General features: G+C 72.6%; 17 protein-coding genes and 1 pseudogene. 9 read left to right on the forward strand and 9 right to left on the reverse strand.

The features are described from left to right. Positions 1-11: 11 nt before the first annotated feature. The 4 genes from A6F73_RS00655 (at position 12) to A6F73_RS00670 (ending at position 3,083) form a co-directional block, all read left to right on the forward strand. A complete protein-coding gene (locus A6F73_RS00655) occupies positions 12-398 on the forward strand; it encodes a roadblock/LC7 domain-containing protein (protein ID WP_208869028.1) in 387 nt (128 codons plus the stop codon). Positions 399-542: 144 nt separating this feature from the next. After that, positions 543-905, forward strand: a complete 363-nt coding sequence (locus tag A6F73_RS00660; protein WP_063345928.1) for a DUF742 domain-containing protein — start codon at positions 543-545, stop codon at positions 903-905. Next, positions 886-1,503: an ATP/GTP-binding protein gene (locus A6F73_RS00665; protein ID WP_063345929.1), complete on the forward strand. Its 618-nt coding sequence runs from the start codon at positions 886-888 to the stop codon at positions 1,501-1,503. The genes A6F73_RS00660 and A6F73_RS00665 overlap by 20 nt, the downstream gene beginning before the upstream one ends. 110 nt (positions 1,504-1,613) lie before the next feature. Continuing rightward, positions 1,614-3,083, forward strand: coding sequence for a cytochrome P450 (locus tag A6F73_RS00670; RefSeq protein ID WP_063345930.1), 1,470 nt, complete (start codon positions 1,614-1,616; stop codon positions 3,081-3,083). Between the two features lie 10 nt (positions 3,084-3,093). On the opposite strand, the gene A6F73_RS00675 is transcribed toward A6F73_RS00670, so the two are convergent. Further along, entirely contained in the window at positions 3,094-4,773 is a 1,680-nt protein-coding gene (locus A6F73_RS00675) for a metallophosphoesterase family protein (protein WP_063345931.1), read from the reverse strand. A gap of 221 nt (positions 4,774-4,994) precedes the next feature. Further along, the gene (locus A6F73_RS00680; protein WP_063345932.1) at positions 4,995-5,633 is read right to left on the reverse strand and encodes a DUF4360 domain-containing protein; all 639 of its coding nucleotides are present in this window, start codon (positions 5,631-5,633) and stop codon (positions 4,995-4,997) included. 254 nt (positions 5,634-5,887) lie between these two features. Here A6F73_RS00680 and A6F73_RS00685 point away from each other — a divergent pair, with 254 nt between their 5' ends. Next, complete coding sequence (locus A6F73_RS00685) at positions 5,888-7,057, forward strand: CapA family protein (RefSeq protein WP_063345933.1); 1,170 nt, start codon at positions 5,888-5,890, stop codon at positions 7,055-7,057. A gap of 61 nt (positions 7,058-7,118) precedes the next feature. Here the strand turns inward: A6F73_RS00685 and A6F73_RS00690 are convergent, their stop codons facing one another. The 5 genes from A6F73_RS00690 to A6F73_RS00710 all read right to left on the reverse strand — a co-directional run bounded on the left by A6F73_RS00690 (position 7,119) and on the right by A6F73_RS00710 (position 11,679). Continuing rightward, on the reverse strand, positions 7,119-7,967 hold the full coding sequence (locus tag A6F73_RS00690) for an SAM-dependent methyltransferase (RefSeq protein WP_063345934.1): 849 nt from the start codon (positions 7,965-7,967) through the stop codon (positions 7,119-7,121). A 58-nt stretch (positions 7,968-8,025) separates the two neighbouring features. After that, entirely contained in the window at positions 8,026-9,384 is a 1,359-nt protein-coding gene (locus A6F73_RS00695) for an MFS transporter (RefSeq protein ID WP_079135317.1), read from the reverse strand. Positions 9,385-9,494: 110 nt separating this feature from the next. Beyond that, on the reverse strand, positions 9,495-9,845 hold the full coding sequence (locus A6F73_RS00700; RefSeq protein ID WP_063345936.1) for a hypothetical protein: 351 nt from the start codon (positions 9,843-9,845) through the stop codon (positions 9,495-9,497). Positions 9,846-10,026: 181 nt separating this feature from the next. Beyond that, entirely contained in the window at positions 10,027-10,359 is a 333-nt protein-coding gene (locus A6F73_RS00705; protein WP_244293569.1) for a ribonuclease domain-containing protein, read from the reverse strand. A gap of 240 nt (positions 10,360-10,599) precedes the next feature. After that, positions 10,600-11,679 carry a phosphatidylinositol-specific phospholipase C domain-containing protein gene (locus A6F73_RS00710; RefSeq protein WP_079135318.1) on the reverse strand — a complete coding sequence of 360 codons (1,080 nt, stop codon included), beginning with the start codon at positions 11,677-11,679 and terminating at the stop codon, positions 10,600-10,602. A 203-nt stretch (positions 11,680-11,882) separates the two neighbouring features. On the opposite strand from A6F73_RS00710, the gene A6F73_RS00715 reads away from it, so the two are divergent. Continuing rightward, positions 11,883-12,536: a dihydrofolate reductase family protein gene (locus A6F73_RS00715; protein WP_063345937.1), complete on the forward strand. Its 654-nt coding sequence runs from the start codon at positions 11,883-11,885 to the stop codon at positions 12,534-12,536. 115 nt (positions 12,537-12,651) lie between these two features. Here the strand turns inward: A6F73_RS00715 and A6F73_RS00720 are convergent, their stop codons facing one another. Then, complete coding sequence (locus A6F73_RS00720; protein ID WP_063345938.1) at positions 12,652-13,536, reverse strand: geranyl diphosphate 2-C-methyltransferase; 885 nt, start codon at positions 13,534-13,536, stop codon at positions 12,652-12,654. 55 nt (positions 13,537-13,591) lie between these two features. Further along, positions 13,592-14,761: pseudogene (locus tag A6F73_RS00725) on the reverse strand (family 2 encapsulin nanocompartment cargo protein terpene cyclase); the annotation flags it as partial. Between the two features lie 366 nt (positions 14,762-15,127). On the opposite strand from A6F73_RS00725, the gene A6F73_RS00730 reads away from it, so the two are divergent. The 3 genes from A6F73_RS00730 to A6F73_RS00740 all read left to right on the forward strand — a co-directional run bounded on the left by A6F73_RS00730 (position 15,128) and on the right by A6F73_RS00740 (position 18,464). Further along, positions 15,128-16,453, forward strand: a complete 1,326-nt coding sequence (locus tag A6F73_RS00730) for a radical SAM protein (RefSeq protein WP_063345939.1) — start codon at positions 15,128-15,130, stop codon at positions 16,451-16,453. Between the two features lie 140 nt (positions 16,454-16,593). Continuing rightward, a complete protein-coding gene (locus tag A6F73_RS00735) occupies positions 16,594-17,673 on the forward strand; it encodes a helix-turn-helix transcriptional regulator (RefSeq protein WP_079135319.1) in 1,080 nt (359 codons plus the stop codon). Between the two features lie 158 nt (positions 17,674-17,831). Beyond that, entirely contained in the window at positions 17,832-18,464 is a 633-nt protein-coding gene (locus A6F73_RS00740; protein ID WP_063345941.1) for a hypothetical protein, read from the forward strand. Positions 18,465-18,498 lie beyond the last annotated feature (34 nt).

Here is an 18,498-nt window from a genome sequence, read left to right on the forward strand (position 1 = left end):
ACCGCAGCAACATGGACTGGATCCTCAAGGACCTCGCGGACAGCGTGCCGTACATCCGCCACATCGTCGTACTCTCCGGCGACGGCCTCCGGATCGCCCAGCACGGCACCGATCCGGACACCGCCGACCGGCTCGCCGCCGCCTGCGCCGGGCTGCAGAGCCTGGCCGCGGCGGTGGGGCAGGAGTTCCCGCACGGCGACGGCTCGATGCGGCTGGTGGTGATCGAGGTGGACGGCGGCTTCTTCTACCTGATGGCGGCCGCCTCCCGCGCGTACCTCGCGGTGCTCGCCGACGAGGGGGTCGACGCCGGACTGGTGGGCCAGCAGATGCGCGACCTGGTCGCCCGGATCGGCGAGCACCTGGCCACTCCCCCGCGCAACCCCGAGGTGGTCGCGTGAAGCGGCCGGAGCGGCGGGCGGTGCGCCGTCCCGGTCGCGACCGGGAGCGGGAGCGGGAGCGGGGGCGGGACCGCGACAGGGACCGCGACCGTCTGACCCGGCACCGCGGAGCGGGCACATGAACGAGCACAGCGAGGCGGGCACATGACGACGGCCGACCAGGACGGGTGGGACGGCCCCGACCCCGCCCGCCTGTACGTGATCACCCGCGGCCGCAGCGGCCCGGCCGGACCGGGCGTCTTCGACCTGGTCACCCTGATCGTCTCCCGCGCGGAGCCGACGCCCACCATGCAGCCCGAGCACGCGGCCATCCTGCGGCTGTGCCGCTCGCCGCTCTCGGTGGCGGAGGTCTCCGCCTACCTCGAACTGCCCACCAGCGTCGTCACCGTGCTGCTGGCGGACCTGCTCGACGACGGGCGGATCGAGGCCCGCGCCGCCGTCCCCAAGGCGGAACTTCCCGACCGTGCCCTGTTGGAGGCGGTGATCCATGGACTTCAAAGGCTCTGACACGGTGGTCGGGCCGGCCGCCTCGGACCTGCTGCCGGACTCCGTCGCGATGGCGGTCAAGGTGGTGATCGTGGGCGGCTTCGGCGTCGGCAAGACGACGCTGGTCGGCTCGGTCAGCGAGATCCGCCCGCTGACCACCGAGGAGACCATGACCCAGGCCGGGGTCGGCGTGGACGACCCCACCGGGGTCGAACGCAAGACCTCCACCACGGTGGCGATGGACTTCGGCCGGATCAGCATCAGCGACCAGCTCGTGCTGTACGTGTTCGGCACCCCCGGGCAGGAGCGGTTCTGGTTCCTCTGGAACGGCCTGTTCGAGGGCGCCCTGGGCGCGGTGGTGCTGGTGGACACCCGCCGGCTGGAGGTCAGCTTCGAGGTGATCGGGCGGCTGGAGGACCGCGGCGTGCCCTTCGTGGTGGCCGTCAACGACTTCCCGGAGGCGCCGGCGCACCCGGTCGACGAGTTGCGGGCCGCCCTCGACCTGCCGCCCGAGGTGCCGATCGTGGCCTGCGACGCACGCAGCCGCGAGTCCAGCCGGGACACCCTGATGACCCTGATGCGGTACCTGTACGAGCTCGCGGCCCCGACCGCCCGCTGACGACCGCCCGTTGACCGGGCCAGCCATGCCCGCCCGCGCGCCCCGCCGACCGAACCCCCCGGCCGAACCCCCCGTCCGCCCCGCCGACCCCACCCGACCCCGGAGAGCCCGTGAGCACCCCGTTCCCCGACGATGCCGCCCCCACCCCGCCGCCCGGCTGCCCGGCCCACGGGCACGCCCTCGAACCGTTCGGCCCCGGCGGCGTCCGGCGCCTGTACGGGCCGGAGGCCGAGGCCGACCCGGCGGGCCTGTACGAGAAGCTGCGCGCCGAGCACGGCGAGGTGGCCCCGGTCCTGCTGCACGGGGACCTCCCGGCCTGGCTGATCCTCGGCCACGGCGCGAACATCACCGCGATGCGCTCGCCGTCCCTGTTCTCCCGCGACTCCCGCCTCTGGTCGGCGTTCCGCGACGGCGACGTCCCGATGGACTCCCCGCTGATGCCGGTGATCGCCTGGCAGCCGCTGTGCGTGTTCGCGGACGGCGAGGAGCACCGGCGGCTGCGCGGCGCCGTGCTGGACGGCCTGAACCGCTTCGACCGGCGCGGCGTGCGCCGCCACGTCCGGCGGTTCACCACCGAGCTGGTGCAGGTGGTCGGGCAGACCGGCCGGGCCGAGCTGGTCACCCAGTTCGCCGAGCACCTGCCGATGCTCGTCATGACCCAGCTGCTCGGCATGCCCGACGAGTACGGACCGCAGCTGGTGAACGCCGCCCGGGACCTGATGAAGGGCACCGAGACGGCCATCGCCAGCAACGAGTACGTGGTGGCGAGCCTGCGCCGGACGATGGCCGCCAAGCGCGAGGACCCGGGCGGCGACCTGGTCACCTGGCTGCTGGAGCACCCGGCCGGGCTGACCGACGACGAGGTGATGGAGCACCTGCGGGTGGTGCTGCTCGCCGCGAACGAGACCACCGTCAACCTGATCGCGGACACCCTGAAGATGGTGCTCACCGACCCCCGGTTCCGCGCCCACCTGTCCGGCGGTCAGATGACCCTGGGCGAGGCGCTGGACCAGGTGCTGTGGGACTCCCCGCCGATGTCGCTGGTGGCCGGCCGCTGGGCGACCGTCGACACCGAGCTGGGCGGGCAGCAGATCAGGGCCGGTGACCTGCTGCTGCTCGGACTCGCGGCCGGCAACGTCGACCCGGTCGTCCGGCCCGACCTGGCCACCCCGCTGTACGGCAACCGCTCCCACCTCTCCTTCGGCGCCGGCCCGCACGAGTGCCCCGGCCAGGACATCGGGCGCTCCGTCGCCGAGGCCGGGATCGACATCCTGCTGACCCTCCTGCCGGACCTTCGGCTCGCCGTGCCGGAGGAGGAGTTGACCTGGACCTCCGCCTGGATCTCCCGGCACCTGGTGGAGCTGCCGGTGGAGTTCACCCCGCGCGAGATCGAGCCGCACCCCGACTCCAAGCCGGTCGACGCCCCGGACCCGGCGGCCGTCACCGCACCCGAACCCGCGCCGACGGAAGCGGTGGAGGAGGCGGAGGCGGTGGAGAAGGCGGAGGCACCGGCCGCCGTCCGGATCCCGGCGCAACGGCGCGGCTGGTGGCGGACGTTGACCGGCCTGTTCCGGCGCTGACGAACAGTCGCTAGTGGCGGTCGGTGCGGGGCCGCTGCAGGGTGAAGGTGTCGACCGGGGTGAGGTCCCCGTGCGGGCCGTCGAAGGTGTAGTACGTCACCCGCATCCTGGTCAGACCGCCGCGCCGGTCGCCGGGGTCGACGTCGAAGGCCGCGAAGCCGTGGGTGTGCTGCCGGTCCTGGACGGCGGCCCACGGGGCGTCCTCGGTCAGCCACACGGACTGCCGGTACGGGGCCGGCGGGCGCGGCGCGTCCTCCAGGGCGACGACCACCCGGCCCTTGGGCTCCCCGAACAGGTCGTCCTGGGTGGTGGCGGCGTTGCCGCCGGCGCCGATCACCATGTGGACGGTGCCGCGGCTGGTGTCGACCGTGTGGAGGTCGGTGCCGGACGGCACCGGGGTGCGGGTGTCGTTGGGCAGGGTCCCGCGGACGGGGTGGGAGCGCTCGTAGTAGTGCTCGTGGCCGCTGACCACCAGGTCGACCCCGTAGGCGTCGAACAGCGGGCCCCAGGCCTCGCGGATGCCGAGGTCGCTGCCGGCGCCGTGTTGCGAGCTGGAGATCATCGGGTGGTGCATGCAGACCACGATCCAGTCGATCGCCCGGCTGCTCCGCGCCGACCGCAACTCGCGCTCCAGCCAGCGCTGCTGGGCCCCGCCGGAGTAGCCGCGCAGATAGTGGTCGCCGCTGTCCTGGATGGCCACGTCGTCGTTGGCCAGGCTGATGAAGCGCACCGAGCCGACCGTGAAGGCGTACCACATGCCCCGGGTCTCCGCGTCGTCGGCGGCCGCGGAGTCGGGCAGTTCGAAGTAGGTCTGGTAGCCGAGGGCGCCGATCGGGCCGTTGCCGGCCTCGTTCTCGCCGTTGCCGGCGCAGGGCATCCAGGGGCGCAGCCGGGCCGAGCGGCTGTTGTTGATGAACCAGTCGGCCCAGGTCAGCGTACGGCTCTGGCCGTGCCGGCCGCTGTAGGAGGCGTAGCAGAGGTCTCCGTTGACCAGGTTGAACAGCGGGCCGACGCGTTCGACGGCGGCGACGATGTCGGCGGAGTGCGGGGTGCCGACCTGGCTGCTGGTGAACACCGGGTACTTGCCGAGCGGTGACGGCATGCCGTCGGGGAAGACCACCTGGCGGCGGAGGTTGGGGGTGGCCTGGTCCCCGAAGCTGGTGAAGGTGAAGGGCGCGCGGCCGCGCGGGGCGGTGGTGAAGGAGCCCGGCTCGGGGCTCGCACCGTCGTGGCCGGCGGTGTAGAGGTACGTGGTGGCGGGGCGCAGGCCGGTGAGGCGGGCGTGGTGGACGTACACCTCCTCCTTGCCGAGGGCGTCCCGGTAGGTGCGGGTCTGCGCCTCGACGACCCGGCCGAGGCCGCCGTCCGGTGAGCCGAGCCGGACCTGCGGGCGGCGCACGGACTGCGGGGTGATCCAGGAGACCGTCATGTCGGCGGACGGGTCGGTGCCGAACTGCAGGTGCAGCCCGCTCACGCTGGGCGCCCCGGTCCGGTGCGGGGTGGACTGGAGCAGCGGGCTCGCGGCGGGCCTCGCCGCCTCCTGGCCTGTCTCCGGGCTTGCCTCCGGGCCTGTCTCCGGGCCTGTCTCCGGGTCCGCCGCCGCGGCCGGTTGGGCGGCCGCACCGCCCGCGACCAGCGCGGCGCCGGCCGCGGATGTGCCCTTGAGAATGGACCTGCGTGCGATCGTCATGGAGCTCCGCCTGCCGAGTGGGGGTGTCGACCCGGAGCACTGTACAGACATGTGCATGCAGAAACGATCGATATGACGGACGGTCACCACCGGTACGACGGAGGGCATGCGTCGGCCCCGGCGGGGGTCGGGGGCTCCGCCGGGGCCGGGCGCAGGGAGTCGGGCGCAGGGGGTCGGGCGCAGGGCCCGGGGGTCAGGCGCCGAGAATCAGGCGCCGGGGATCAGGGGCACTGCTTCCAGGCGAGGTGGTAGACGGTGTTGATGCTGCCGTCCGTCGAGTCCATGGTCATGAAGCTGGTGGTGCTGTTCGGGTCCGAGCTGCCGGCGCCGACCCGCAGTTCGGTGTTGATGTTGAAGTTGCGCTCCTCACCGCAGGGGGCGAAGACCAGGGCGGCGACGTCGACGGTGTCGGTCGCCTGCCAGTTGTCGTCCTTGGGGCCGTTGAAGTGGTGGCTCAGCTGGGCGGTCGCGGGGTCGCCCTGGAAGTAGTAGCTGGCCTGCTGGGTGCCGCTCGCACCCTTCTCCAGGTGGGCGAAGCCGCGGTAGTCGGCGGAGGCGATCGCGTAGGTGAAGCCCTGGGGGACGTGCACCCGCAGGTTGAGCTGACAGTTCTTCCGGAAGTCGGTCGGCTTCGAGCCGACCCCCACCTGGGCGAGGTAGCTGCTGTAGGTCACGGTGAAGGCGGTGTTGTCCGGGGAGACGGCCACGGCGGCCGTCCCCGCCGGGCAGCCGGAGCCGTTGACGGTCGCGACGTCGATGACGATCCGATCCGGCGGCGTCGGGAGCGCGCCGGCGCCGAGGGCCGGCGAGGCGAACAGGGTTGCGGCGATTCCGGTCGTGGCCAGTACACGGAGCAGCATGGGCTTCCCCTTCGATCGTCCACGGAGCCGGGGCCGGCGCGGTCACGTTCCGAGTGCGGTGACAGTCCGAGCGCGTTGGCGCTTCGAGCGCGACCCCGAAGTTGACATGGCTATGTCACCACACTCGGGGCATCCGCGTACAGGGGGTGACGCGCCTCCCGGGTGACCTGCGGGCGTGGGTCCGGCGGTCCGTCGACGGGGCCTCGCATAGTCGGATGGCCAGTCACACCTTCCGATCGTGAGACGAGCCGACGATGTTGCTGCCCCACCGCCGGACCGCCACCGCGGCCCTCGCCCTGTTCCTCGCCCTCCCGGGCTGCGGCGCCCCGGACACCGCCCCGCCGCCCGCCGCCACGGCGACGCCCACCGCAACCGGGCCGCGACCGTTCACCCTGGTCGCCACCGGGGACGTCCTGCCGCACACCGAGATCATCCAGCAGGCCAAGGAGGACGCCGGCGGGAGCGGATACGACTTCACCGCCATGCTCGCCGGCATCAAACCACTGGCCAGCGGCGCCGACCTGGCCATCTGCCACATGGAGACGGTCTACGGCGCCGACGGCGGACCGTACACCGGCTACCCGACCTTCAAGTCCCCGCCGCACGTCGCCCGGGCCCTCAAGGACACGGGCTACGCCTCCTGCGACACCGCCTCCAACCACACCCTCGACGACGGCCCCGCCGGGATCCGACGCACCCTCGACGCCATGGACGCCGTCGGCCTCGCCCACACCGGCTCCGCCCGGACGGCCGACGAGGCCGGCCGGCCCGCCCTGCTCCGGGCCGGCGGCGCCACCGTCGCCCACCTCGCCTATACCTACGGGACCAATGACATCGCGCCGCCCGAGGGCCAGCCCTGGGCGGTCAACCTGATCGACCGGGACCGGATCCTCGCCGACGCGCGCGCCGCCCGGGCGGACGGCGCGGACCTCGTGGTGGTCAGCGTCCACTGGGGCACCGAGTGGCAGGACGCGCCGAACGAGCAGCAGCTCACCCTCGCCCGCGAGTTGGCCGTCGAACCGGCGCCCGGACAACCCGACATCGACCTGATCCTCGGCACCCACGCCCACATCCCGCAGGCCTACGAGAAGATCGGCGACACCTGGACGGTCTACGGCCTCGGCGACCAGCTCGCCGGGCACATGTTCACCTACGACGGCGCCGAGGACCCGCGCGGCAACTGGAGCTCCCTCGCCCGTTTCACCGTCACCCCGCCCGCCCGGCCGGGGCTGCGCTGGACGGTGAGCCGCGCCGAGTTCGTCCCGCAGATCACCGACCTCGGGCCGCCCTACCGGGTGCTCGACCTGCGCGAGGCCGTCCGCCGCAACCCTGGCCGCGCCGACTACGCCCGCGCCCTGGAGCACATCCGCTCGGTGGTGCTCAGCCGGGACGCGGGCGCGGCGGGGCTCACCATGGCGCCGTAAGGCCGTTAAGCCGTTAAGCCGTAGGGCAGTTAAGCCGTTGGGCAGTTAAGCCGCAAGGCCGTTACGGCTTGCGGCCCAGCCCCGCGTAGGCCGCCACCTCGTGGTCGCCGAGCACCGGGCCCTCGCCCAGCTCCGGGTGCCAGCGGTTGATCAGCACCACGCCCGGGTCGTCCAGTTCCAGCCCGGCGAAGAAGCGCTCGACGCCCGCGCGGGGGCGCAGGTGGTTCTCGATTCCGGCCTCCGAGTAGCGGCGGGAGCCGATCGCGACCAGGTCTGGAATCGAGTCGGCGGTGCCGGCGGTCAGCGCGAGGAAGCTGCCGGAGGGCAGGGCGTCGACCAGCGTGCGGACCGGCGGGTGCGCGGCCTCGTCGGAGAGGAAGTGCACGATGTTGATCAGCGTCAGCGCGATCGGCCGGTCGAGGTCCAGGGTGGCGGCCACCGCGGGATCGGCGAGGAACCTCCCCGGCTCGCGCAGGTCGCCCTCGACGTAGGCGGTGCGGCCCTCGGGGGTGCTGGTGAGCAGCGCGCGCGAGTGGGCGAGCACGATCGGGTCGTTGTCGACGTACACCACCCGGCAGGACGGGTCGACGGCCTGGACGACCTCGTGCAGGTTGGGCGTGGTGGGGATGCCGGTGCCGACGTCCAGGAACTGGCGGACGCCGTGCACCTCGACCAGCCGGCGGACCATCCGGTGCATCACCGCGCGGGCCTCGACGGTGGCGGCGCGCGAGCCGGGCCACTCCCCGAGGATGCGGTCGCCGACCTCGCGGTCCACCGGGAAGTTGGTCTTGCCGCCGAGCAGGTAGTCGTAGACCCGGGCCGGGTGCGCGCGGTCGGTGCGCAGGTCCACCTGCGGCGCCTCCTCGAACCGGACCCCGGTCAGCCAGCCGTCCGGACCGCTGTTCTCCATGTCTTGCCCTTCCGCACGTTCGTTCCCGTCCCACTCAACCACAGGAGGTGATCGAACGTCAGCCGCTTTGGGACGGTACCCGACCGCTGCGCGCCTTGACCGCCGGAGCCCCCACGGCGGCGACGAAGGACGGCACCCGCAGGGCGGTGACGAGGCCGAGCGCCGGGCCCAGCGTGCAGAGGGTGACGTAGCCGGGGATCAGGCCGAGCCGGTGGTGGTCGTGCAGCCACTCGGCGAGCAGCGGGAAGGAGCCGCCGAACGCGGCGATGGTGGCCGCGTTGACCACGCCGAGGCCGAGGGCGCGGACCTCCGTCGGGAACAGCAGGCCGGTGAAGACGTTGAGCGTCCCGAGCACCGTCGCCACCAGCATCCCCAGCAGCACGGCGACGAGCTGGAACGGCAGCCAGCCCTGCCGCAGCCCGATCAGCAGGACCGGGACCAGCAGCACCGGCAGCGCGAACCCGGCCCGGGCCACCGGCAGCAGGCCGAAGCGGTCGGCGGCGGCGCCGCTGAGCAGCATGGTGGCCAGCACCACCGCGAGCACCACGGTCATGAAGGAGGTCGCCTCCTCCCGGTCGACCACCCCGTAGGCGGCGGCGTACTGCGGCAGGTAGACCAGGGCGAAGTAGTAACCGACCGTCCCGCCCAGGGTGTTGAGGAAGACGGTGAGCACCGCCCAGCGGTGCTCGCGCAGCACCCGCAGGAACGGCGGGCGGGCACCCGTCGACTCCGCCCGGGCGCGGCGGAACTCCGCGCTCTCCGGGGCCGCCCGGCGCACCCAGACGGCGGCCAGCCCGAGCAGCGCCGCGACCACGAAGGCCCAGCGCCAACCACCGTTGGTCACACCGGACTTGCCGAGGGTGTGCAGCAGCAGCGCGAGCACCCCGTAGGAGAGCAGCGAGCCGACGATGATCCCGCCGTAGGAGACCGAGCTGAACGCGAAGCGGTGCCGGGGCGGGGCCGTCTCGGTCACGTACGCGGCGACGCTGGGCGCTTCCCCGCCGAAAGCCAGCCCCTGCACCACCCGTGCGGCGACGGCCAGGACCGCCGCCCAGGCGCCGATCGTCCGCTGGTCCGGCAGCACGGCGATGCCGAGGCTGGCGGCGGCGATCACGGACATGCCGAGGGTCAGGGCGAAGCGCCGCCCCCGGGTGTCGCTGAGCCGCCCGATCAGGTACGAGCCGACCGGCCGGGCGACGAACCCGACCGCGAAGGTCGCGTACGCCCCGAGCAGGCCGCTGACCCCGCCCTTGCCGTGCCCGAAGAGGTCCGCCGCGAAGTACGGGGCGAGGACGGCGTAGATGTTCCAGTCGAAGGACTCGACCACCGAGCCCACCGTGGCGGCGGCCAACTCCCGTCGCCTCCGGCCGGCTTGCGGCTCCTCGGGCGGCGGGGTGGTTCCGGTCCGATCTGTCATGGCCTCAGCATGGCACCGATCGGGGTGCCGCGGTATCGGACGCGGCGAGGTCCGCCGCCCCCGGCGGGCCGGCGCTACCGGCCGGGGTGGTGCTACCGGCCGGGGTGGTGCTACCGGCCGGGGTGGTGGACGAAGCGGTAGGTCTCGCGGTCCAGTTCGGTGACCTCCACGCCGATCGCGGCGGGCACGTCGAGGCGGGCCTGAAGCGCGGCGAGCACCCGGGCCGTCAGCTCGGCGCGCTGCGCGGCGCTGCGGCCGGCCAGGATCTTGATCTCCACCAGCACCACCGCGCGCCCGTCCGCCCCGTCGCCGACCACGTGGCGCCCGGCCGGGCGGAACAGTGTCTTACAGTCCGCCACGGTGGTGTCGATCACCTCGGCGATCAGCCGGTGGACCTCCTCGGCGAAGCCCGCCTGGTCGAGGGCGAGGCCGGCGGAGTGGTCGACCAGGATCTGCGGCACGGAAACCTCCCGGGAGACGGAGCCCCCGTCGGGCCCCTCGGACAGTGCCGCGACGCTACCGCGCGCGGCCGCACGACCCTCGGGCAGGGCGCTCACCGAGGTGTGACACGGCGACGGCGCGGCGCTCCCGGTCCCCCGTTGCGCCGGGGGTACCGGGAGCCCTGGAGCGTGAACAGCGTGGTCAGCAGCCGAAGTTGATCAGGCGGAAGGTCACGTAGTGGTCGCCGGTGTAGTAGTCCTCGCGGGTGCGCTGGCCGGTGACGACCCGGCGGGTGCCGCGGGTCGGCGAGCCAGGCGTCACCACGGTGTACTCGTGGTAGTAGCCGTAGGACTGGCTCGGCAGCACGCGCTCCTTGTTCTGGAACACCACGCCGTCCTGGCTGTACGGGAAGGGCCCGCCGGAGGCGATCAGGTTGAGCGTGGTGCGCGCCTGCGACGGCAGGGCGGACAGGCACACCGAGCCGCTCACCGCGGCGTGCGCCTCGGTGGCGACCGCGACGGGCGCGAGGGTCATCAGGGCGACGGCGGTGACGGCGGCGGCGCGGGACTTCCACGCGCGTAGAGTTCGGGTCATGACAACCAGCATGGCGACCGGCCCGGCCCGCCGAAAGCCCTGATCCAACTCTTCATCTCGGGTCAACTCGACGTACTCGCAGCAGACTTGACCTGGACAGCGGTCGGGCCGAGCCGAGGCCGGACGCGCCTGCGCCACCGGGGCGTTCACCGCCCCGGTGGCGCGTCCGGCGTCTCGGCGTCAGCCCCGGGGCAGGGCCAGGGACTGGACGGCCGGCAGCTTGCGCCAGTCGCTGGAGACGATGCTGGCGTGCGCCCGGGCCAGTTGCTCGGTGCGGGCGCGGGCCTGCTCGGCCGTCGGGTCGGTGGCGCTGATGGCGGGCGCCACGTTGTGCGCGTCCGTCATGACCAGCAGGTAGTGCGAGCGGTCGTACCACGCGGTGTCGACGCCGTTGAGGTACGTGGCGGCGTCGCCGTCGAAGACCACGAACCAGGGCCGGATCCCGGCGTCCGCGCCCGTGTACGCGGCGCGCGGGTCGCCGGTCTTGGCGCCGTGCACGGCGGGGAACAGCTGGGCGTCGCCGATCCGGCCCGCGGCGGCGAGGTCGCGCAGGTGGCGGCCGTACTCGACGTCGGTGTGCAGGGTGTCGAAGGGGTTGCTCTCCTCGACCGTCCCCGGGATCGCGTACAGCAGGACCTTTCCGGCCAGCGCCGCGCGGCTCGGCCAGTTGCCGGCCCGCACCGCCTCGTCGACGCTGGCGTACGAGCCGCCGCCCGGCTTGGCGAGCAGGTCGGCGGGGCGCAGCACGGCCGGGCCCAGGTGGGCGGCGATCAGCGTGTCCAGTTCCGTCGGCCCCATGCCGAGGTTGGCGGAGAAGCCCGCCTTCAGCTCCAGCTTGACGACCAGCGGGCCGGCGCCGGGGTGGGCGCCGAGCCAGACCCGGACGTCGTCGAGGCAGTTCTCCAGGTTCTTGTTGGCGCCGCCGCTGTAGAGCTGCGCCGGGGTGCTGGCGGCGGTGCAGTTGTTGGAGTTGCCGAGCGGGTTGGAGTGGCTGACCTTCCACTCCTTGGTGACGATGTCCGTCCAGATGTCCAGCTCGATCATCCCGGTGCCGGTGTCGAGCCCCTGGGCGAGGTACGGGTAGGCGGCCGGGTCGTAGGTGTTGTGCAGGCCGACGGTGGTGGCCGAGCCGAACGGCAGGTCCGCCGGGCCGCTCGCGGCCGCGTCCTGCGCCGCGTCGGCGGTCGCCGGTATCAGGGCCGCGGCAGCGGCGAGCAGGCCGGCCGCCAGGATGGCGGCGGCGGTGCGGCGTACGGTCACAGGTACTGTCCCCCCAAGTGCGGATGTGCCTCCGGCCGCCCCTCCCGGACGGTCGGACGAAGCATCGCCCACCAGGGCGAGCTTCGGGTGAAGAAGACACGACAATAGCGTGACGGCTGTACCGCTCCCGCCCGGGTTAGCGTGGGCCGTCCAGCAGGCGCGGCCCGATCCGCGCCGGAGCACCGAGCACCGGAGGAACTCCCGTGTCCCTGGTCCGCGTCCACAACTTCTCGATCTCGCTCGACGGCTACGGAACGGGCGAGGGGCAGAGCCTCGACTCGCCGTTCGGTCACGCCGGCGACCGGCTGCACGGCTGGTTCTTCCAGACCCGGACCTTCCGGCGGATGCACGGCCGGGAGGGCGACACCGGCGGCGACACCGGTGTCGACGACGCGATGGCCCGCACCTGGAGCGACGGCATCGGCGCGGAGATCATGGGGCGCAACAAGTTCGGCCCGCAGCGCGGCCCGTGGCAGGACCACGAGTGGCAGGGCTGGTGGGGGCCGGAGCCGGTGTTCCGCACCCCGGTCTTCGTCCTCACCCACCACCCGCGCCCCACGCTGGAGATGGCGGGCGGGACGACCTTCCACTTCCTCGACGCCACGCCCGAGGAGGCACTGCGCCAGGCCCGGGAGGCCGCCGACGGGAAGGACGTCCGGATCGGCGGCGGCCCGAGCACCGTCCGGGCCTTCCTGGCGGCGGACCTGATCGACCACCTGCACGTGGTGGTGGTGCCGATCGTCCTCGGCCGCGGCGAGCGGCTCTGGGACGGGCTCGAAGGCCTGGAGCAGCGCTTCCGCACCGAGGCGGTGACCAGTCCGAGCGGCGTCACCCACCTCACCTTCACCCGGCGGTGACCGGGCGGTAGCCGGGCAGCAGCCGAAGGCGGTGGCCTCCCCGCACCCGCGGGGAGGCCACCGTCACGCTCGGACCGTCAGACCTGTCGGACCTGTCAGGCCCGGCCAGAACCGGTCAGACCCGGTCGGCCGCGATCAGGACGTACTGGAAGGAACCGTCCCTGTAGGAGTTGATGAACGCCTCCTCGATGCCGGTGACCAGCGAGGAGGTGGCGCGCAGCTCCCAGTAGGGCAGGGTGGCGGGGGTCAGGTCGATGACGGCCTGCGGCACCAGCCGGTTGTCGGCCATGGCCCGCAGGTACTCCCGGCGGGAGTGGATGTTGCACTCGAAGTGCGCGTTGATCTGCGAGACCCACTTGGACGGCTGCCCGTAGGCGGGGTTCCAGCAGCCGGTGACGGTCACGTACCGGCCGCCGACGGCGAGGATCCGGGAGTGCTCGGCGAACAGGTCGTGCAGGTCGACGTACATGCTGGACTCGTTGTTCCACGAGCCCGCCACCTGGCCGGTCTCGAACGGCATGTCGAGCATGTTGCAGACCTGCGAGCGGACGAAGTCGCCGATGCCCAGCTCGCGGGCCCGGTTGTTGCCGAACTCGGCCTGCTTGGCGGAGAGCGTGACGCCCTGGACCCGGCAGCCGAAGCGCTGGTGGGCCATCACCATCGAGCCGCCGCGGCCGCAGCCGGCGTCCACCAGGGTGGCGTCGGACGGAACCGCGCCCAGATGGTCGAGGAGCAGCTCGGCCTGCGCGGACTCCAGGCGGTGCAGCTCGGTGATCACCTTCTTCTCGCGCTCGCTGTCGGCCGGGTCGCCGATGGCGGCCTGGTCGACGTCGCCGATGCCGTAGTGGTGGTGGTAGAGGCCGTCCACGTCGCCGAGGCGAAGGTTGACCGGCCGTGCCTCGTGGTCCCAGTAGCGTGCGATGTCGCCCTGGTAGGGAGTCGCCGGCCCGGGGATGGCGGCGTTGTCGGCGGGGGTGGTGATGTCGTCGGTCAGGGACATGCGTCAGCTCCTAGCGGGTGATCAACGGAAGAGGGATGGCTGCCGGAAACGGTGGTTACCAGAAGTCGGGCAGGGTGTAGCGGAAGGAGTTGGTCTGGTGCCAGAAGTGGTTGCCGTCGACCCACGCGGACACACCGCGCAGGAACCGTACGAGGGTCGGGACGGGGCAGGCCGCGGCGAGCGCGGCCGCCTCGGCCTCGAAGGCGTGCATCAGGTCGTTGTGGACCTCGACCGCCTTGAGGTAGCCGTCCTGGTGCGAGCAGTCCTCGCGTTCGGCGATCACCACGGGCAGGTTCAGGTGCAGTCCGGGGATGGACAGCTCCTTGGTGTACGAGTACAGGTCGTTGACGATGGTGGTGGCGTTGCCGGCCAGGGCGATCACGCGCTGCATGGCGGGTAGCGCGTGCAGTTCGGCCGGCAGCTCGTAGCCGCCGACGGTGTCCGTGATCGTCGGGCAGGGGCGGAAGTTGTTGAACTGGCGCATCGCCAGGTACTCCCACACCTGCGGGACGTGCTCGGTCTCGGCCCACGACGCCTCGGCGAGGTACCCGAGGTGCAGCCGCGCCATGTCGTGCCGGAACCGGTCCGCCTGGGAGGGCGTGGAGGCCCGGGTGAAGTACTCCATCGCGGAGCGGTACGCCCGGCGGGGGGCGTCCTCGTACAGCGAGGCCTCCCACTCCGGGTGGTACTCCGGCGTGGTGTGCAGCGGGTCGAGCGCGGTGTGCGCCAGTAGCAGGCGCCCGCCGAGGCCGACCGGTGAGCCGCCGTGGTCCTCGCAGTAGCAGTCGTCGACCGCGTTCTCGGCGACCATCAGGCGGGCGGCGAGCATCAGGTGGTCGACGCTGGGCGCGTCGGGGTGGCAGGCCACCATGTAGCGGCCGGTCGAGAAGCCGTCGAACTGCTTCTCCCAGTCCGGCGGGTACAGCTCGACCTCGTCCAGCGCCCAGGCCTTGATCCTGAGGCTCAGTTCCTCCACCCGCACCGGGTCGGGCTCGGCCACCGGGTGGTGGTAGAGGCCCGGGATGGCGTCGCCGGGCTTCGGCTTGGAACCACCCGGCTTGGAACCGCCCGGCTTCGAACCGCCCGGGGAGGGGCTGTCGGACGCGGGGACGCCGGGCACGGAGGTGTTGAGTGCGGGCGCGCTCGGGGCGGGGGCGCTCTGCGCCAGGTTCAGGCCCGCGGTGCCCAGGCCGCTCGGACCGCGCAGGATCCGCTCCATCGCCGAGGAGCTCATGACCCCACCGCCGCGGCGGCAGTGCGCTCGAAGGGTGTCCCCGCTCTGGTGCACAGGGGCATGGAGCCTCCTCTGACTCTGATGAAGGATCGCAAGATATGACGGCTCGTCACCTGGCCGACGGCGTGGGCGGTCTTCGAACGCGCCCCCGTCTCGCTCGGTTCACAACCGTAGGTGCGGGGGTCGGTTCGGAAACGTTCCGGACGATCTTCTACACCCGATCAGGTGAACGTAGGCCCGTATGGCGTTTGAAACGCCGCCTCCTCATGCATCGGTCCGCCGCGCCCGCCGGTGTAAGGGGGAGAAGAATGGCCACGGCCCCGTGACGGAACGGGGCCAGGAAGGACGTACCAGCACATGGAGACCCAGGGCCGCAGCCGCACCGCACTGGTCGAGGACCTCATGGAGCGCTTCCCCGACGTGCCCCGGGAGGCCGTGATCAAGGAGGACCTGCTGCGCGGCGGCATGGCCTTCGACGAGTCCGCCCTCAGCGGCAGCACCGGCACCGACGGGAGCGGCGAGGTCAAGCCGAAGTCGTACTTCATCTTCTCCTTCGACCACCGCACCCTGCCCGAACTCGGCGCGGCCGCGCTCAACCGCCCGCCGGAGGAGGTCGTGCTCACCGGCGGCCCGTACGGGCTGCGCCGCACCGTGGTGTCGGTGCGCGTCAACCCGGACTCGCCGTACCGGGTCGGCGCCGGGGAGGACGGCACGCTCGGCCTGTACCTCGACGGCGCGCGGATCGCCGACGTGGGCCTGCCCCCGATGCCGGACTACTACCGACACACCCTGGCCAACGGGAAGTCGGTGATGGAGGTCGCCCCGACCATCCAGTGGGGCTACCTGATCTACCTGACGGTCTTCCGGGTCTGCCAGTACTTCGGCGCCAAGGAGGAGTGCCAGTACTGCGACATCAACCACAACTGGCGCCAGCACAAGGCCGCCGGCCGCCCCTACACCGGGGTCAAGCCGGTCGAGGAGGTGCTGGAGGCGCTGGAGCTCATCGACCGCCACGACACCGCCCGCGCCTCCCAGGCGTACACCCTCACCGGCGGCGCCATCACCTCGCAGGTCGGCGGCCGGGACGAGGCCGACTTCTACGGCCAGTACGCCAAGGCCATCGAGGAGCGCTTCCCCGGGCGCTGGATCGGCAAGGTCGTCGCCCAGGCCCTGCCGCGCGAGGACGTCCAGCGCTTCCACGACTACGGCGTGCGGATCTACCACCCCAACTTCGAGGTCTGGGACAAGCGCCTGTTCGAGCTGTACTGCCCCGGCAAGGAGCGCTACGTCGGCCGCGACGAGTGGCACCGGCGCATCCTCGACTCCACCGAGGTGTTCGGCCCGGAGAACGTGATCCCCAACTTCGTCGCCGGGGTCGAGATGGCGCAGCCCTTCGGCTTCACCACCGTCGACGAGGCCATCGCCTCCACCCGGGAGGGCCTGCGCTTCTTCATGTCCCACGGCGTGGTGCCCCGCTTCACCACCTGGTGCCCCGAACCCACCACTCCGCTCGGCAAGGCCAACCCCCAGGGCGCCCCGCTGGAGTACCACATCCGCCTGCTCCAGGCCTACCGCGCCACCCTGGAGGAGTTTGGCCTCTCCTCCCCGCCCGGCTACGGCCCGGCCGGCCCCGGCAAGGCCGTCTTCTCGGTCAGCTCCTTCATGGACTCGCTGCCCGGCTGAGCCCCCGGCGCACGCCGCCCCCGGCCGACATGACGAGACGTCAGGATGATGCCGGGGGCCGTCGGACCACCGCGAGGAGGAGGCGGACCCCGCCGATCGGCGCGTAGGTGGGGGTACGAACAGCGTGTTAGCTTCCCGCCATGGGATTACGTGGGGCTCGTGGGGTGGCGGCGCGGTCGGCGATCGAGGGGATGCGGGAGCTCGCCGGGGAGGGGTTGACGGCGCCGGAGGTGTTCCGGCGGGCGGACGAACTGCTGCGCCCGGTGCTGGAGTTCGACGCGGTGTGCTGGCACACGGCGGATCCGGCGACCGGTTTGGTGAACTCGGTGCAGAGCGAGGACCTCAGCCTGACGGCGTACGAGCACGCCGTCAGGCTGGAGGTCTGGGAGGACGACCTGGCGACCTTTCCGAAGATCCGGCGCAGCGGGGTGCAGGCGGAGACGCTGAGCCGGGCGACCAAGGGGCGCCCGCAGGAGAGCGTGCGGTTCCGGGAGCAGATAGCGCCGGCCGGGTTCGGGGACGAGCTGCGGGCGGTGTTCGACGCGACGGGCGGGATGTGGGGGTGCGCGGCGTTCATGCGGGCCCCGGACCGCGGCCCCTACCTGGGGCGCCAGCGCGAGCTCGCCGGCGCCGCCGCCCGCCACCTGGGCAACGCGCTGCGGGCGAGCCACGTTCCGGCCGGCGCGCCGGACCACGAGGACGCGGGGCCTGCGGTCCTGATGCTCGACCGGCGCAACCGGCTGCGGGCGATGTCCGGCCCGGCCGAGGACCTGCTCGACCGGCTGGCCGACCCCACCCCCACCTCGCTCAGTATCCCGACCTCCGTGGCGATGGCCGCCGAGCACGCCCGCCGGGCGGCGCACGGGCTGGCCGCGCCGCAGACGCCGGTGCGGGTCCGCACCCGGGACGATCGCTGGTACCTGCTGCACGGATCGGCGCTGCGCGGTGACGCGGCGGCCGACGAGGTGACGGTGGTGGCCACGCCCGCCTCGCCGGCCGAGGTGATGCCGCTCTACCTGGCCGCGTACGGGCTGACCGCCCGCGAGCAGGAGGTGGCACTGCTGCTGGTGCGCGGCAGCGACACCCGGGACGTGGCCCGGCTGCTCGCGATGACGCCGTACACGGTGCAGGACCACCTGAAGTCGGTGTTCACCAAGACCGGGGTGGGCAGCCGGCAGGAGCTGATCGCGCGGATCATGCTCGGCGGGGGGCGCTGCTGACCCGGGGCCCCGCGCCCCAGGCGCGCGCCCCGCCGTACGCCCCCAGGAATCTGGGATGGCCGCGACCCCGCCGCGAACGTGAAGATTTCCCCACGGGGGATTCACGTCATGCACATGACGGCTCGCAGTGCACCCATTTCCAGCGGAGGAGCACCCTCATGAGCTCGCGCACCCGGCGCACCGCCTTCACCTCAGGAGTCGCCGCGCTGGTCGCGGTGACCGGGCTCGGCCTCGGCGCCGCGCCCGCACACGCCGACACCACACCGCCGACCGCCACCTGTGACCCCGCCCGCGACTACCTGTGGGAGGACATCGCCTCCGCCCGGGTCGAACCGACCGTCACCGACTTCCTCGCGGTCGCGATCACCCCCGGCACCACCGGCAGTTACACCAAGACCCTCAGCGAGGTCGACTCGGTGAGCACCACGATCAACACCAGCACCGAGGTGAGCGCCGAATTCAAGGCGATCTTCGCCAAGGTGAGCGTCAAGGTCGGCTTCTCCGTGGCCAACACCAAATCGACCACCCGCACCACCACCGTCACCGACACCGTGAACTTCAACAGCCCCGGCTACTACGGCCTCTACCGCGGCACCCGAAAGGTCACCGGCGAGTGGGTCCGCTACATCTGCGCCCGCAGCGGGAACACCGGCTACTGGATCAACACCAGCCCGAACGGCCCCGGCACCTTCACCACCTTCGACGTCCCGGAGCAGGGCACCGTCTCCTGCGCCTACCCGGAGCCGGCCGGCACCCTGCGCGCGGCCGCCCGGGCGCGACTCGTCTGCTGATGCCCAGGATCGCGGAAACGACCCAACCCATTTG

This window comes from Streptomyces sp. MJM8645 (genome assembly GCF_001625365.1).
Classification (GTDB): domain Bacteria; phylum Actinomycetota; class Actinomycetes; order Streptomycetales; family Streptomycetaceae; genus Kitasatospora.